This is a genomic window from Candidatus Brocadia sinica JPN1 (assembly GCF_000949635.1).
Lineage (GTDB): Bacteria > Planctomycetota > Brocadiia > Brocadiales > Brocadiaceae > Brocadia > Brocadia sinica.
The window spans coordinates 710,221-725,247 of sequence record NZ_BAFN01000001.1 but is presented as its reverse complement, the minus strand read 5'-3'; the positions used below and the strand labels follow the sequence as shown (position 1 = coordinate 725,247).

At 42.7% G+C, this 15,027-nt stretch carries 13 protein-coding genes and 1 tRNA gene; 2 read left to right on the top strand and 12 right to left on the bottom strand.

Annotation, left to right across the window (positions count from 1 at the left end):
- Window positions 1-150: 150 nt before the first annotated feature.
- The 10 genes from BROSI_RS03290 to BROSI_RS03240 form a co-directional block, all read right to left on the bottom strand.
- Window positions 151-537 carry a response regulator gene (locus BROSI_RS03290; RefSeq protein WP_052562315.1) on the bottom strand — a complete coding sequence of 129 codons (387 nt, stop codon included), beginning with the start codon at window positions 535-537 and terminating at the stop codon, window positions 151-153.
- Window positions 530-2,041 carry an ATP-binding protein gene (locus BROSI_RS03285; RefSeq protein ID WP_162183219.1) on the bottom strand — a complete coding sequence of 504 codons (1,512 nt, stop codon included), beginning with the start codon at window positions 2,039-2,041 and terminating at the stop codon, window positions 530-532. The genes BROSI_RS03290 and BROSI_RS03285 overlap by 8 nt, the downstream gene beginning before the upstream one ends.
- A gap of 300 nt (window positions 2,042-2,341) precedes the next feature.
- The gene (locus BROSI_RS03280) at window positions 2,342-3,178 is read right to left on the bottom strand and encodes a GvpL/GvpF family gas vesicle protein (protein WP_052562313.1); all 837 of its coding nucleotides are present in this window, start codon (window positions 3,176-3,178) and stop codon (window positions 2,342-2,344) included.
- Between the two features lie 29 nt (window positions 3,179-3,207).
- Window positions 3,208-4,176 carry a GvpL/GvpF family gas vesicle protein gene (locus BROSI_RS03275; protein WP_082059000.1) on the bottom strand — a complete coding sequence of 323 codons (969 nt, stop codon included), beginning with the start codon at window positions 4,174-4,176 and terminating at the stop codon, window positions 3,208-3,210.
- Window positions 4,177-4,234: 58 nt separating this feature from the next.
- Entirely contained in the window at window positions 4,235-6,337 is a 2,103-nt protein-coding gene (locus tag BROSI_RS03270) for a CDC48 family AAA ATPase (protein ID WP_052562311.1), read from the bottom strand.
- A gap of 486 nt (window positions 6,338-6,823) precedes the next feature.
- Complete coding sequence (locus BROSI_RS03260) at window positions 6,824-7,345, bottom strand: Hsp20/alpha crystallin family protein (RefSeq protein WP_052562309.1); 522 nt, start codon at window positions 7,343-7,345, stop codon at window positions 6,824-6,826.
- 30 nt (window positions 7,346-7,375) lie between these two features.
- Window positions 7,376-8,914, bottom strand: coding sequence for a sigma-54-dependent transcriptional regulator (locus BROSI_RS03255; protein WP_082058999.1), 1,539 nt, complete (start codon window positions 8,912-8,914; stop codon window positions 7,376-7,378).
- A 3-nt stretch (window positions 8,915-8,917) separates the two neighbouring features.
- The gene (locus BROSI_RS03250) at window positions 8,918-9,526 is read right to left on the bottom strand and encodes a hypothetical protein (RefSeq protein WP_052562308.1); all 609 of its coding nucleotides are present in this window, start codon (window positions 9,524-9,526) and stop codon (window positions 8,918-8,920) included.
- A gap of 3 nt (window positions 9,527-9,529) precedes the next feature.
- A complete protein-coding gene (locus BROSI_RS03245; protein WP_052562307.1) occupies window positions 9,530-9,922 on the bottom strand; it encodes a response regulator in 393 nt (130 codons plus the stop codon).
- Between the two features lie 382 nt (window positions 9,923-10,304).
- Window positions 10,305-10,667: a hypothetical protein gene (locus BROSI_RS03240; protein WP_157842348.1), complete on the bottom strand. Its 363-nt coding sequence runs from the start codon at window positions 10,665-10,667 to the stop codon at window positions 10,305-10,307.
- Between BROSI_RS03240 and BROSI_RS03235 the strand changes: the two genes are divergently transcribed.
- Window positions 10,654-11,601: a tyrosine-type recombinase/integrase gene (locus BROSI_RS03235; RefSeq protein ID WP_052562305.1), complete on the top strand. Its 948-nt coding sequence runs from the start codon at window positions 10,654-10,656 to the stop codon at window positions 11,599-11,601. The genes BROSI_RS03240 and BROSI_RS03235 overlap by 14 nt on opposite strands.
- Window positions 11,602-11,616: 15 nt before the next feature.
- Here the strand turns inward: BROSI_RS03235 and BROSI_RS03230 are convergent.
- Window positions 11,617-11,692: transfer RNA gene (locus tag BROSI_RS03230), tRNA-Ala, on the bottom strand.
- Window positions 11,693-11,923: 231 nt separating this feature from the next.
- On the opposite strand from BROSI_RS03230, the gene leuS reads away from it, so the two are divergent.
- Window positions 11,924-14,425 (top strand): leucine--tRNA ligase, encoded by a 2,502-nt coding sequence (gene leuS / locus BROSI_RS03225; protein WP_052562304.1) that lies wholly within the window; start codon window positions 11,924-11,926, stop codon window positions 14,423-14,425.
- 95 nt (window positions 14,426-14,520) lie between these two features.
- Here leuS and BROSI_RS03220 read toward each other — a convergent pair whose 3' ends face one another.
- A complete protein-coding gene (locus BROSI_RS03220) occupies window positions 14,521-14,973 on the bottom strand; it encodes a 4Fe-4S dicluster domain-containing protein (protein WP_052562303.1) in 453 nt (150 codons plus the stop codon).
- Between the last annotated feature and the right edge of the window lie 54 nt (window positions 14,974-15,027).

The following is a 15,027-nucleotide window of genomic DNA, read 5'->3' as shown; positions in this document are numbered from 1 at the left end:
AATTTCTTAATAAGTTATATCTTCTTTACAGAAGGAAGGTTAATGGTTTTGACTTTTGAGTTAATAAATTTTTGTGATACTTCGATTCGACTTGAAAGAAAATGATTCTATGGAAGGGTTGCCATAGGTATGATTTTGATTACATACCATCTATTGTGAAAGGGCAATTGTCTCTATGGCAGAGCGTATTTCTGAAATGTTAAAGGGTTTTCCAATAAAACCATCGAAGATGCTATTGGCAAGACCCTTGCGGACTGCATCGCTGTCCCGGTAATAATAACCAGTAATGATAATTATTTTTATCTGTGGATATTGTTGTTTAATAAATTCGGCAAACATGAGACCATCAATATCGGGTAGTTTCGCATCCAGGAAAAGTAACCTGATATTTGATTGCAATTGCTGGATTAATTTCAGTCCCTCTTTTCCACTGGTTGCAGTATGTATCTTGTAACCTTCCAACACCAGTATGCTTTCCAATGCCCAGCACATATCCATCTCATCATCTACAATAAGTATGCTCTGTTTTTCAGACATTGCATCCCTCCTCGCTATTTATCTTTTTCTTTATCGGCAATTTGATTGTAAAGGTAGTACCTTTTCCTGCGGTACTCTCCACGTGTATAGTACCCTCGTGATGTTTGATAATACTGTAGGTAATTGACAACCCAAGCCCCGTTCCCTTTCCAACGGGCATCGTGGTAAAAAATGGATCAAATATCTTATCAATATTTTCAGCGGAAATACCACGGCCTGTATCCTTGAAAATAACCATCACGCTATTCTTACCATCAGTTTCGGTTGTTATCGTCAAGATTCCGCCATCAGGCATGGCATTCGCAGCATTAAGAAGCATATTCAGGAATGCCTGCTTCAGGAGATTTCTCTCCGCCGTAATGACGGGAATATGAGAATCCAGATTTTTTTTAATCTCGATTCTCGTTAGTACCAGCTGCTTTTCAATCAGGTTCAGGGTCTCCACAACCGCATCATTGATATTTGTAGGCTCAAATTGCCCTTTGGAAGGGTGTGAAAACTTGAGCAATTCTTCAATTATCTGTGATGCACGTTTGATGCCTGAATAAATTTTTTGCGCACATTCCTTACGCAGGGATTCATTTTCCGGGTATTCCAGTAAAAGCTGGGCAGCAGCAGAGCTGATGCCTAATGGATTTCGAATCTCATGCGCTATACCACCAGCCATTACTCCCAAAGAGGCGAGTTTTGCGGAATGAAATAATTGCGCTTCTAATTCGCGTCTCTCAGAAAGGTCTTGTCCTACACCTACAATACCAACCACCATCTGGGCATCATCTCGCATCAATGCAAAACTCCATGAAATGGGGATTATCTTTCCCATCTTCGTTATGAGACCCAATTCGATGTGCTTTACCATTTTTCCTTTCGAAAGACCTTCAATGATGGAAACCAGGGTTGCTTTCTGCGCATCCACAAAGATCGTTGTCAAGGGCTTACTCACCAATTCCCTCTCTATATACCCTGAAATACGTTCTGCTGCATTGTTCCATGTCAGGATCATTCCCTTTGGGTCTAACGAGGTAACAATATCATTGGCACTCTCGACCACACTGGCCAGATGGCGCTCCGTCTGCCTGACTTTCTCACGCAGACTTACCTGCTGTGTAATATCATCCATGATGAGCATGACGTTTTCGACAATTCCCTGGTCGTCTATGAGGGGGGTCAAATTATAATAATAAACTCTGGTTGGCAGACCGGGGGATCGATAATACATCTCGCGGCCTCGGTCTCCCACACCTCCCTTAAAAACTGTCCGGATTCTTTCGGACAGTTGGGTGTATTGCAGGATAACGCTGGGAAATATTTCGTCTACATGCTTTCCAATGGTTTCGTATTCGGTTCGACGTGATTTTTCCAGAAAGTTCTTGTTGGCAATAATTACCCGAAGATTACGATCAAACATCAGTATAGATGAGGGAATACACGAAAAGACCATAGAGCAGAGGCGCTCATATTTTTTTTCTGATAAACCTATTTTGTCAAAATTTATAGTTTTCAAATTATTTCTCATATTATTCATACCCGGGAATTTCACAATAGACACAGAGGCATGTCATCAGATGAATAATCTTATGAATCACTTGATAATGCCGGATGTTTCGGTGAGTCCTCTCACCGAAACAAGAAGGAATCCTCGGTACCGAAACGAATCGGGCGTCATCGGCAGTCGGTTTCGGCGTGAGGACACGCCGAAACATCAGAATTTCAGGGTGAAATTAGGCCTTCGACTACCTTCTCAATGAGGAAGAGCGACGAGCCTCGTCGCTCTACGACCACTATTTTTGAAATTCCTTGCCATTTAAATTAAGCCATGTTCTCCATCCCCGCCTCCCGAAGAAACAAAATGATAGGGTGGCCAGGGACCTGAGCACAGGAAATGGAGTTCATTCAAACTGCACTTAAGATCGTTAAATCTGCCCTTAAACTCATTTACAGAATCCTTGTGGATCAGATAATTTAAAGATACCCCCTGAGGAAAAGGCGTGTGGGTATCTCTCTTGTACTCTACGCAGATATCTTCAAATTGTGCATGACAGATCTTCACAATCTCCCGAACCCTCTCATCGTTCTCATCCAGAGAGGTATAATGTGCGCGTCGCTGTTGCAAATAGGCGATGCCTGGATTTACGCTACATTTTTTATCCAATAATTTCTCAACATCTCCATTTCTCCCAATAGACAGTCTAAAAAGTCCTCGCTGGATAATTCCCCTCAATCCTCCTTTCATAAAAGATGCCTGGGGGTATTCAGAGTGATTTTCATAATCATTATCTTGCGTGATATTCCTTCTTGCAATAATACGGATGCCCATTTCCAATTTGTCTTGTAATCTTTCCAGGTCTGAAATAAATACCGCGTAACGATTCTTGAGAAATTCGAGCACTGCATCATCACCGTTAAAAACTGATGAAAACCGCATAGGCAAGACGGTTTGTTCTCTTGGGACAGTTTCAACCACCACCGCATGGCGTAATACATTTTCATTTGATACGGATATTTTGGCCATCGATACTCCCGATAAAATGGCCATGATTTCTTTGTATTGCAGTGTGCTGACAATAGCATTTCCAATGCCAGCCACATCTATGCATGGCTTGTGCAGTGTCCTCGTAATGCAATATACATATCGATACATGGTATACTCCATTTTCGATTTTGTGTTTTTCATAACGCAGGGCAGAAATTATAAGGGGGCCACGGGCCAGATACCCCAAACACCAGACCTTCATCCCTATACTTTTCCGCCAGCTTATCTAAGGTGTTTTTGAACGCATTCAAGGCCTGCTGTTCTACCAGAAAGGCGGCATTCATAATCATATCGAGTGACCTGTTATGGATGCTTTTATTGGTGCATTGCAGGAAACGGTAGCGATCAGTATACAGAGATAATGTATAATCGATATCCTTCAAGTATGCTTGAAGGTCTATCCTGAATCTTTCTTCTTGTACCTTACGGGCCTTCTTTTTCAATAAATAAGCCTCTCCGGGTAATAATGACGTCTGATTAGCAAATGGGGACTGTTCCTTATTTCTGTCATAATTATTCATAACAACTGTTTTATCACAAAAAACCTTTACCGACCATTCGAGTTTATCAGAGGTATAATTCATGAAACTAATAATCTTTTCCTTGTGCGGCATAACAGCCTTAAAGAAACCTTCAAGGTTTTTATAAATCGTGCAAAAACGTAAGGGAACCACAGGAGTGTAATATTTCTCTGCAACCTCACTTTCTCCGCCCCATTCTTTTTCTCCCATACTTCCCTTAGTAAAAGATGAGGAGATATGGAGAGAGGGTGAATGTGAGGAGGGTGATGTTTCATTCTGATTCGACAGGTTGTTAGTCATAACGAACTCGATTATTTCTTCATGTTTCTTTGCCCTTGCAGCAAGCCATGTCACATCAGTCATATTTTTTTCGAGTGTCTCTTCATTATATTCCTGTAAAGATACGTTGCTGAGTACGGCGAAAATACCGTCCTGTTCCACAGAGTATACCTTATGCATACCATCAATGCCCGTCATTGTATGGGGAAATGCGACTGGTGTCATGGTAAGGCAATAGGCATAAATCCCGGGCGAAGTGTCCGGTAACATAGTATTCGTCTGATCTCTATCAGCTATTTTACTCATTATATATTATTGGTACGAAAATTTCGTAACAATTCTCCCATTGCTGATGGTTGAATGCTTACCGTTGCTTTACCTCTTCTATGGAATGAGTAAAATCATTTGCAGTGATTACGAATTCCCCGATCTCAGCGCCCTGTTTATTGATGGCATTCCGGATGGTCATCAGTGCAGCCCTTTTACAAACCAACTCTATATCGGCACCCGTCATCCCGTCGGTTTCCTTGGTGAATTTTCTAAGATCCAGTCCCTTTTCCAGGGGTTTGTCCTTTGTATGTATCTGGAATATTTTCAAACGTGTTTCCTCGTCGGGAATGGGGATTTCAATGAGATAGTCAAACCGCCCTGCGCGCAGGAGTGCAGGGTCTATCTGATCCATACGGTTTGTAGCTGCGAGCACCAGAACTCCCTTCAACTCTTCTATACCATCCATTTCGGTAAGAAACTGGCCGATAACGCGCTCTGTTACATGCGAATCACCTCCTTCTCCGCGTCTTGGAACAATCACATCCAGTTCGTCGAAAAAGATAATGCAGGGTGCGGCCTGTTTTGCCTTTTTGAAGATATCCCTGATACCACGTTCCGATTCTCCAACATATTTTGAAATCAGGGCAGGTCCCTTGACCGAAATAAAATTAATCTTTGTCTCGCTGGCAACGGCTTTGGCTATAAGGGTCTTTCCCGTTCCGGGAGGACCATAAAGGAGAATCCCCTTTGGTGTGTTGATCTTTGCCCGTTTGAACATGTCAGAATACTTCAATGGCCATTCCACAGCCTCCCGAATCTGTTGTTTGACGGTTTCGAGTCCTCCAACATCCTCCCAGCGTACATTGGGAATTTCTACAAATACCTCACGCAAGGCAGAAGGTTCGATCTCTTTCAGTGCCTCGACAAAGTGTTCCATGCTTACTTTTAAATTCATCATGGTTTCGTAAGGGATATTTGATGTCCCGAAATCCATCTCCGGTATAACTTTTCTCAGACAAAGCATGGCGGCCTCACGACAGAGCGCCTGAAGGTCTGCTCCCACAAAGCCATGAGTAATTTCCGCCAGTTTATGGAGGTCCACGTCTTCGGAGAGTGGCATGCCGCGGCTGTGAATTTCAAGAATTGGAAGCCGGGCATTTTGATCAGGAATGGGTATGGATATTTCTCTGTCAAAACGCCCGGGACGCCGTAATGCAGGGTCCAGCGCCCCTGGTATATTTGTGGCAGCAATGACAATAACATGTCCGCGGCTGTCAAGCCCGTCCATAAGTGCCAGGAGTTGAGCCACAACTCTTTTCTCCACATCTCCCACAACATGTTCTCGTTTCGGCGCAATGGCATCAATTTCATCCAGAAATATAATACTCGGGGCATGCTTTTTTGCATCTTCAAATATTTCTCGAAGCCGGGCCTCGCTTTCTCCGTAGAATTTATGAATAATTTCCGGCCCGTTGATGGTAATGAAATGTGCATCGGTTTCGTTTGCCACCGCCCTTGCAATGAGAGTTTTCCCACAGCCGGGCGGACCATATAACAACACACCCTTGGGGGCATCGATTCCCAGCCGTTCAAATATCTCCGGATGCTTTAAGGGGAGTTCTATCATCTCCCGTATCCGTTGTATTTCATGACCAAGTCCTCCGATGTCTTCATAAGAAAATTTCACACGTTCGGCAGTTCCCGACTTTTTCTCATTGATTTTTAACAGCGTCGTGGGATTGATAACCACGACACCTTTGGGGATGGTAGCTTCAACAACAAAATCGGTAAACCGGCTGCCAAAGAGCGTAGCGCGTATCCGGTCTCCTGCAATAACTGGAAGTCCGTCAAGGAGGCTTCCAATATACCTGCTGTCCCGCTCAAGGTTAACTGCGGTTATGGGAGTAAGGACGACGTTATCAGCGGAATTCCACGTTATTTTTTTTATGGTAACCTTTTCGTCAAGACCTACATGTGCGTTGCCACGGGTCGGACCATCGATCTGGATAATTCCTTTGCCCCGTTCCTCTTTAAAGGCAGGCATTACCTTTGCGACAGTACGCTTCTTGCCTACAATTTCAATAATATCTCCAATCGTGGCATGTAAATTTTCGATATCGGCAGGGTCAATCCTTGCCAATCCTCGTCCTACATCCTTTTTTACGGCTTCTGCAACTTTTAAGATTATTTCATTCATTGTCTCTACCTATTTTTCGCCACGAAGGCACAAAAACACAAAGATAATAAATTAGATTGAGTTTTAAAAAGACAAAAACCCAACGACTTTCTTGTCATTCCGAATGAATATGAGGAATTTTGACATCGTAAGAGTTCTCTTTGCAATGATGACAGGCAAGGATGCCTGTCCCAACGCGAACAGCTTGTGTAGGGTGCGTCCTACGCACCAAAATAATCCAGCGTATGGATGGTGCGTAGGACGCACCCTACAATGGCTTGCCTGTAAGGGCAATTCATGAATTGCCCCTACAAAATTAAAATTCCTAAACATTAAATTTAACGCCTTCGGTGACTTTGCTGGTTCAATCATTCACGATTGAACCGAAACATTTGGTTTAATTCCGTCTCATAGCACGAGTTTAAGCTCATTAGAGTACCGTTCAAATATATGGTTCAATCGGGAATGCTCCCGTTCAATCTGCAAGATTGAACCAGCCTTGAGGTATTATTTCATTAACTTTATTTCAAGGACTCCATTTTTATACGTATGTACCATCCTGTCTTTTGTAAAACTCTCTTTCAGGAGGATTTCTTTTCGATATTTTTTCCCATGTGTTTCTGCTGAAATCTGCAATATATCGTCATTTAAATCTACGCTGATGTCTTTTGCATCCACTCCGGGCATCTCTGCAACAATCAACGTATGATCTGATTCTTCAAAGATGTCTACCATGGGTTCTCTCACTTCATCGACAACAGCTTTTCCCTTTTTATCCTTATGTATATTGCCAAAAGGCTCTACTTTTACCTTATCTCCACCAAGACCTCCAATCTTTACAGAAAAGCCATACACACCGCTTATCATTTTGTTCAGACTTTTGATTTCCCCTGTTTTCTGAATCTCTTTTTCCTTTTCTGCAAGATCGGATAGTTTGTCAACGAAATCCCCTAATCCCCTGAAGATACCCCCCAGACCTATATCAAATTCGCCCTCTGTTTCCTTCTTTCCTGTCTTTCTGGTCGTCATAATGTCCTCCCTTTCATAAAAAATAACAATTTAGTATCTTGAAAAAACATCCTGACTCAAAGTTTCGTTTTTTGTATTTTCTGTCAGTACCTTGTCAGTAACTTCGGTTGTAGTCTGTATTTTAATTCCGTAATTCTTGACCTTATAATGCATAGTCTTGTAATCGATCTTGAGTATTCTGGCTGCCCGGCTCTTGTTTCCGCCAGTCTGTTTCAATACCTCTGTAATCAATTTTTTTTCAGCATCCTCTACGCACTTAGCAACCATATCACGGAGAGAAAGATTATTATCGTCATTGATATTCAAATCCAGCGAAAAGGTATGGCTTGTATCCTGATTTTCCATACCTACTATTTGCTCTGTTGCCGGCATCGGCTCTTGCTTTTGTTCCTGAATCTTAATCATCAGGTATTTAGGCTCTATTACGTCATTTGCCAATAGGACTGCACGCCGGACAACATTCTTTAACTCTCTCACATTGCCTGGCCAGTTGTATGTAAGTAACATCTCCAGTGCATCCTTAGTAATCCCACGAATATTTTTATTGAGTTCTTTATTGGTGATATCCAGGAACCTCTTACAAAGGAATACGATATCGTCCTTCCGTTGCCGTAACGGAGGTATTTCTATGCAAAATTCATTTAGGCGCTGATACAGATCCATTCTAAAATTCCTGGATTCTACAAGGTATTCCAGACGCTCGTTTCCCGCCACAACAACACGTACATCCACATCAATTTCTTTGTTACTTCCTAATCGTCGAATTCGCCGTTCTTGAAGCACTCGCAGCAATTTGCCCTGCATAGACCTGGGCAGATTCCCAATTTCGTCCAGAAATATTGTGCCGCCTGACGCTATTTCAAATTGTCCAACCTTTCTTTGATCTGCACCGGTAAAAGTACCCTTTTCAAAACCAAAAAGCTCACTCTCAATCAAGGTTTCCGGAATTGATCCGCAATCCACCACTACAAACGGCTTTCCACACCTGGGACTTCGTTTATGAATGTTCTGCGCTATCAGTTCTTTACCTGAGCCTGTCTCACCGTAAATGACAACGGTAAAATTCGTTGGGGCAACACACTCTACCAGCTCGTTTACCTTAGCAATTTCAGCACTATTACCCATCTGTTCGAACAGGGGCATGACAAAACTCATTTGTGTTTTGAGCATGCGAATTTCCTGTCGCATTGCACTTTCTTCAAGTGCCCGCTTTACTGTGAGCACAACCTCTTCATTATCAAAGGGCTTGTTAAAATAATTGTATGCACCGTGCTTGATGGCTTCGACAGCTGACTGTATTTCACCATAGGCAGTGATGATAATTACAGGGGTTTCACAACCGGAATGTTTGATTTGCTTCAGCACTTCCATTCCATCCATCATACCTGGCATACGAAGGTCCAGAATGACTACATGGGGTAATTCCTGATTGAAAATCTCAATCCCGGTATTTCCATCGTGTGCCGTGTAGATTGTATAACCTTCCTTGTTGAGAACATGCGATAGTATATCGCATATATCTACTTCGTCGTCTATGATGAGGACGCTTATGTTGGAATCGGTTGCCATAGTTTACGGTTTTTTTTTCTCTCTCAGTGCTTCTTTAAATGGCAAGTGGTAAATTAAGTAATCTATAACAATATTGGAAGGTAGTTTTTCATCTACCTTGTGAAGCATGCCCAGAAAAAGAATTCCTGTTTCTCCATCCATCAAGGTCTTATCAATTCTGTTTGCAATAAACGCATCTCGTTCTGCAATGTAGTTCTTATGCCCAGTGTTATCTTTTCCTGTACTTGTTTGCAGGGTTGCATCTTTGATTAGTTGATATTCTTTTATTAACAATGCCGGATCTTCTGTTCCCATCAAGGTTGCCCCCTTCCGGATAAGTTTGAGCAACAATTGATGATTTCTTCCCCCGCTATTTGCTATATCCCGTACAATTTGTAATTCCTTTCCACAGACGGGCAAACCATCCTGATAGACCCTGACATGATTGTAGCAAAGATTTTTTTGATTTAAACGTTCTTCAATGCCCATCCAGAGATCGTTTATTTTTTTCAGGTGCTGCTCCCATTTGTGAGTGCCGTACTTTTTCATATATTCTTTTTTAAAGGACTCAGCTAAAGATCCCATATCAACTTCGGTATGAATAATCGGCACATAGATAAGTCGGCGTCCCATTGTTTACGCGTTGGTGTATTGTTCCTCTAATCCCTGTTTTATAACCTCCTTGACACATTCGAGGTTAAACGGCTTGGTTATGTAGTCATAAGCTTCAAGCTTCATAGCTTCTTGTGCTGTCTTCAAGGTAGCAAAGGCTGTGATCATTACAACAGGAAGTTCGGGTCGGATTGCTTTGATCCGCCGAAGTGTCTCAATACCACTCATTTCAGGCATCATAATATCCAGTAATACGAAGTCCAATCTCTCATCCAGCACTTTTTTTATTGCCTCTTTTCCACTTTTTGCCATGTCGGTTAAATAACCATCCTCATAAAGTATCTTAATAAACATTTCACAAATATCTCGTTCATCATCTACAACCAGAACGACAGGTTTTTCAAATTCTATTCCCATAAATTTTCCCTTTAACATTTTTCATTTTTAAATTAAGTAATCTTCAAAAGGAAAAAGCAAGTTTTATTCCTCCTTCATCTTAATTATTTTGGAATATACATTAATAGGCATTATGATTAAACAACTTCATTAATCAGATAATTGTGCTAACTTTTTTATATGCGATATTTTAGGAGGACCAAGTGATCTCTTTTCAGATAGCCACGAAATTCTCTCTTTGCAACAAATATATATTAGAGACGTTACTAACAATCTTGCTCAAGGTTATAAATCTATGGCGTTGATTCTTCATACTATGGTATATGTTCTATAATATACGGAAATTTGCCGTCTGGATTTTCGTAGTGGCGATAGCCATATAGGTTAATGACACCGATTTCATTCATTTTGATTTCAGTGAAGGCAAGCGTGTCGTAGTCTGGAAGCGCGGCAGCGACTCAAACCCTGTTGTTGTGGTGGCCAATTTCTCAGAGTTCACGACACCCTTTGCACCGGGACCAATACAGAGTACTTCGTGCCAAACTGGCCGCCTGCTCCCGCTGAACATCATTGGTTCAAAGTAACGTAAAACCGTCCCATTAGCAACGGTAGACCTGAAAGCGAAGCCATTTTTGCCTGGGAGGCCAAGGTCTACCGCCTCGTTCCTGACAACAACCCATAGAAATGCCCAATACTCGTTTGCACCAGACCGCTGATTCGCGGCGGCTGATGGCATCACGTGTATGCCGTGCATGTTACAATGCACGGGAGGGAAGTCTCCTAACCAGGCAGATGAGTCTCTTGGTGAAAGCAAAACTCTCAAAGATATGATGGATAAGTTTATGCTGGAACATGCCCCAACAGTATCAACCAAGACACAAACTAGCTATTCAGCATCTTTGAAGCATCTTTTACCATATTTTGGCGATTCAAAGCTATCGGCAATAACTCCCAAAATGCTTTATGAGTATAAGGTGTTGAGGAAAAATCAAGGTGCGAAGCCAGCATCCATTAACAGGGAACTTGCCATGATGTCAAAGGCCTTTAATCTGGCTATGAAAGAATGGGAATGGGTAGAAAATAACCCCATGTCAAAGGTACCAAAAGAAAAGGAAGATAATGAGAGAGACCGTTGGCTAACTGAGGATGAAGAAAAAAGACTCCTGGACAATTCCCCATCATGGCTTAAGGATATAATTGTTTTTGACCTGAACACGGGGTTGCGAATGGGTGAATTGCTTTCCCTTCAATGGAATAGGGTAAATCTGTTCAGAAAAACAATCGTCATCCAGGAGTCTAAGAACGGAAAACCAAGAACGACTCCACTCACTCAAAAAGCTGCTGATATTCTAACAGAAAGGTCAAAGATACGGAATATCAAAAATGACCTAGTTTTCACAAGCACTGTTGGTACCAGGATTGACGGCGATAATCTCAGAAGGGCATTCAAGAAGGCATTGAAAAAGGCTGGTATTGAGGATTTCCACTTCCACGATTTAAGACATACCTTTGCTACGCGGTTGGCACAAAATGGCGTTGATATTTATACGATCTCAAAGCTGTTGGGTCACAAGGATATTCGAATGACGCAAAGGTACGCTCATCATTGTCCAGAAAGTTTAAGGGTGGGAATCCAAGCATTAGAAATATGTCATAATTCGGTCATAATCAAAGAAAACCAAATTATGGCAAATGCCTGAAACCCTTGTATTTATTGGTGGAGCTGAGGGGATTCGAACCCCTGACCTTTTGAATGCCATTCAAACGCGCTCCCAACTGCGCCACAGCCCCACCTGAATGTTCTTAACCACAGAGGGCACAGAGAACACAGAAAATTTTTTCTCTGTTTTTCTGCGGTCATTTGAGATTTCTACGTGTTAAAAATAACATGATCCATAATTATTGTCAAGGCTTTTCGGTTTGAATTTAGATTGATTCAAAATGGAATTTTGATAGAATTCAAATTCTTCTGAGGACATTCGGAAGAATTTGTAGGGTAACCAGGTAATTAAAGGAATTTGAATGGCAAAAAGAGAATACAATTTTACTGATATCGAAAAGAAATGGCAGGGATTTTGGGAAGGTTGCGGGTTATTCCGTACCGATGAGGGCAGTAGTAAAGAAAAATTCTACTGCCTGGTCATGTTCCCGTATCCATCCGGTACCCTGCATGTAGGTCACGGCAGAAACTATATCATTGGCGACGTCGTTGCGCGTTACAAGATTATGAAGGGTTACAACGTGCTTTCGACTATAGGCTGGGATGCCTTTGGGCTACCTGCTGAGAATGCAGCCATCAAGGGGGGTGTCCATCCAGCTGTCTGGACGAGAAACAATATTAAGGCCATGAAACGGCAGCTTCACCGGTGGGGGGTTGGGTATGACTGGGACAGGGAGATTACTTCCTGTAATCCCGATTATTATAAGTGGACGCAATGGATATTCCTGAAACTCTACGAAAATAACCTTGCTTATAAAAAGAAGGCCGCCGTTAATTGGTGCCCTTCCTGCGCTACGGTGCTGGCAAATGAACAGGTTGTGGACGGTTGTTGTGAACGATGCGATACCCCGGTACGGCAGCGAGACCTTGAACAGTGGTTCTTCCGGATCAGTCAGTATGCCCAAAAACTCTTAGATGATATTTCTTTGTTAGAAGGATGGCCTGAACGAGTTAAGACCATGCAGGCAAACTGGATCGGTCGCAGTGAGGGAGTTAGGGTCGATTTTATGTTAGAAGATTCCGGCAAGGCTTTATCCTGCTTTACTACACGCCCTGATACACTTTACGGTGTGACCTTTGTTTCTTTAGCGCCAGAACATCCTGTCATTGGGAAATTGATTTCCGGTACCCCTCAGGAAAAAGCCGTGACGGACTTTGTGGAAAGGGCACGCAACCAGGGGATGGTGGAACGAACTGCCGAGGGGACAGAGAAGGAGGGTATATTTACCGGCAAGTATGTCGTTAATCCTGTCAATAATGATAAAGTTCCCATCTGGGTAGCAAACTACGTCCTTATGGAATATGGTACGGGGGCCGTTATGGGTGTTCCTGCCCATGACCAGCGGGACTTCCTCTTTGCAAAGAAATATAAGCTTCCCATCAAAATTGTTATTCAGCCCGGAGACAATGAACTGCACGCCGACACCATGATGGATGCATACGTCGATAATGGCATACAAGTCAATTCAGGAAATTTCGATGGAATGCCGAACACAGAGGCAATAAAAAAAATTGCCATATATCTCGAATCCAAAGTCCTTGGTACCAAGACTGTAACCTATCGGTTGAGGGATTGGCTCATTTCCCGTCAGCGTTATTGGGGTGCGCCTATCCCCATCATCTATTGCGAAAAATGTGGCACGCTGCCGGTGCCTGAATCACAACTCCCCGTAATACTGCCCGAAGCGGTTGAATTTAAACCGCATGGTATGAGTCCACTGGCGGAGGTAGATTCCTTCCTCAATACGATCTGTCCGAAGTGTTCCGGAAGGGCGCGGCGGGAGATCGATACGATGGATACATTCGTGGATTCGAGCTGGTATTTTCTCAGATATCTCTCGCCGAAGGATGACAACCACCCTTTTGTTACAAAGAAAGTCAACAAATGGCTGCCGGTAGATCAGTATATCGGAGGGGTGGAACATGCCATCCTGCACCTCCTATACTCACGTTTTATTACCAAGGTGCTTTACGATCTTGGCTCTCTCGGTTTTAAAGAACCCTTCCGGCATCTCTTTACCCAGGGTATGATTATTAAAGAAGGGGCTAAGATGTCCAAGTCACGGGGCAATGTGGTAAGCCCGGATATCCTCATTGATAAATATGGAGCAGACACCCAGCGCCTTTATATCCTTTTTATCGGTCCGCCCCAGAAAGATGCCGAGTGGAACGACCGCGGGGTGATTGGCGCACATCGATTCTTGAATCGTCTGTGGCAGAAGATTGCTGACTATGAAGATGTATATGCTAAAGTGCAACGTGCGGATATTGATATAAACAGTCTTTCACCTGAAGCAAAGACCCTCTACCGTCAGACGAACCAGACGATCAAGAAGGTCACTGAAGATATGGAAACCTCCTGGCATTTCAATACGGCCATTGCCTCTGTCATGGAGTTATTAAATACTGTGGATTCCTTTAACGTTGTCATACCCAACAATGCTGCGGAAGAGCTTAATTTTCATGTCTTCCGTTACACCATGGAAACGATTCTCTTGTTGATGGCGCCCTTTACCCCGCATATCTGCGAGGAACTGTGGGAAATAATGGGAAATAAACCAAGCATCTTTCACCAGAGATGGCCTGAGTATGATAAAAATGCTATTCAGGAGGAAGTGGCAGAAATCGTAATTCAGATCAATAGCAAAGTCAGAAGCCGTCTATCGGTTCCCATTGATGTGAGTGAGGATGAATTGAAAAGGCGTGTATTAAGCGACGAACGAGTCGCCGGATTTTTGAATGGTAAGAAGGTTATTAATACCATTGTAGTACCCAAGAAATTGGTAAATATCGTGGTAAAATAACTGCGATTTATATATAAAAAATATAGGGGCGAACGGCCGTTCGCCCCTATACTTATTATTTAAAAAGTATAACCTTTGGACTGTATAATCCTTATTTAGACAGGTTGGTATCTGGCGTGTTTCTCGGTATATATCAGTGCGCCTGTCTTGCAAGCCTCCACACAGGCCATAGTATCAAACCCCTTACAGTCATCGCAATTGAAGGCAAAATTAAGTTCGGTGTCCTTGGTAATGGCGCCAAAAGGACACTCCGTTACACATGCCCAGCACCCGACACATTTTTTTGTATCAATAATCACATTCCCGTCTTCATATTTTGTGATCGCCCCGTACTCACAGGCCGCCATACACTTGGGTTTTGCGCAATTCTGGCATACCGTCATATGTGGTTTGTCTTTCCTGATAGACACCTGTAACCGGTATTGGGACTTGGGTGTTTCTGTAAAGGCTTCGTATAGGTTTCCTGATGCCGAGTGCCTCACTGCACACTCTATCATGCATTGTTTACAGGTCACGCATTTCTCTTTTATAAATTTCTTTTTAAGCATGAATGAAAACTCCTTTATTGCATAAAATTTTCAACTGTATAGCAATTTTTTACA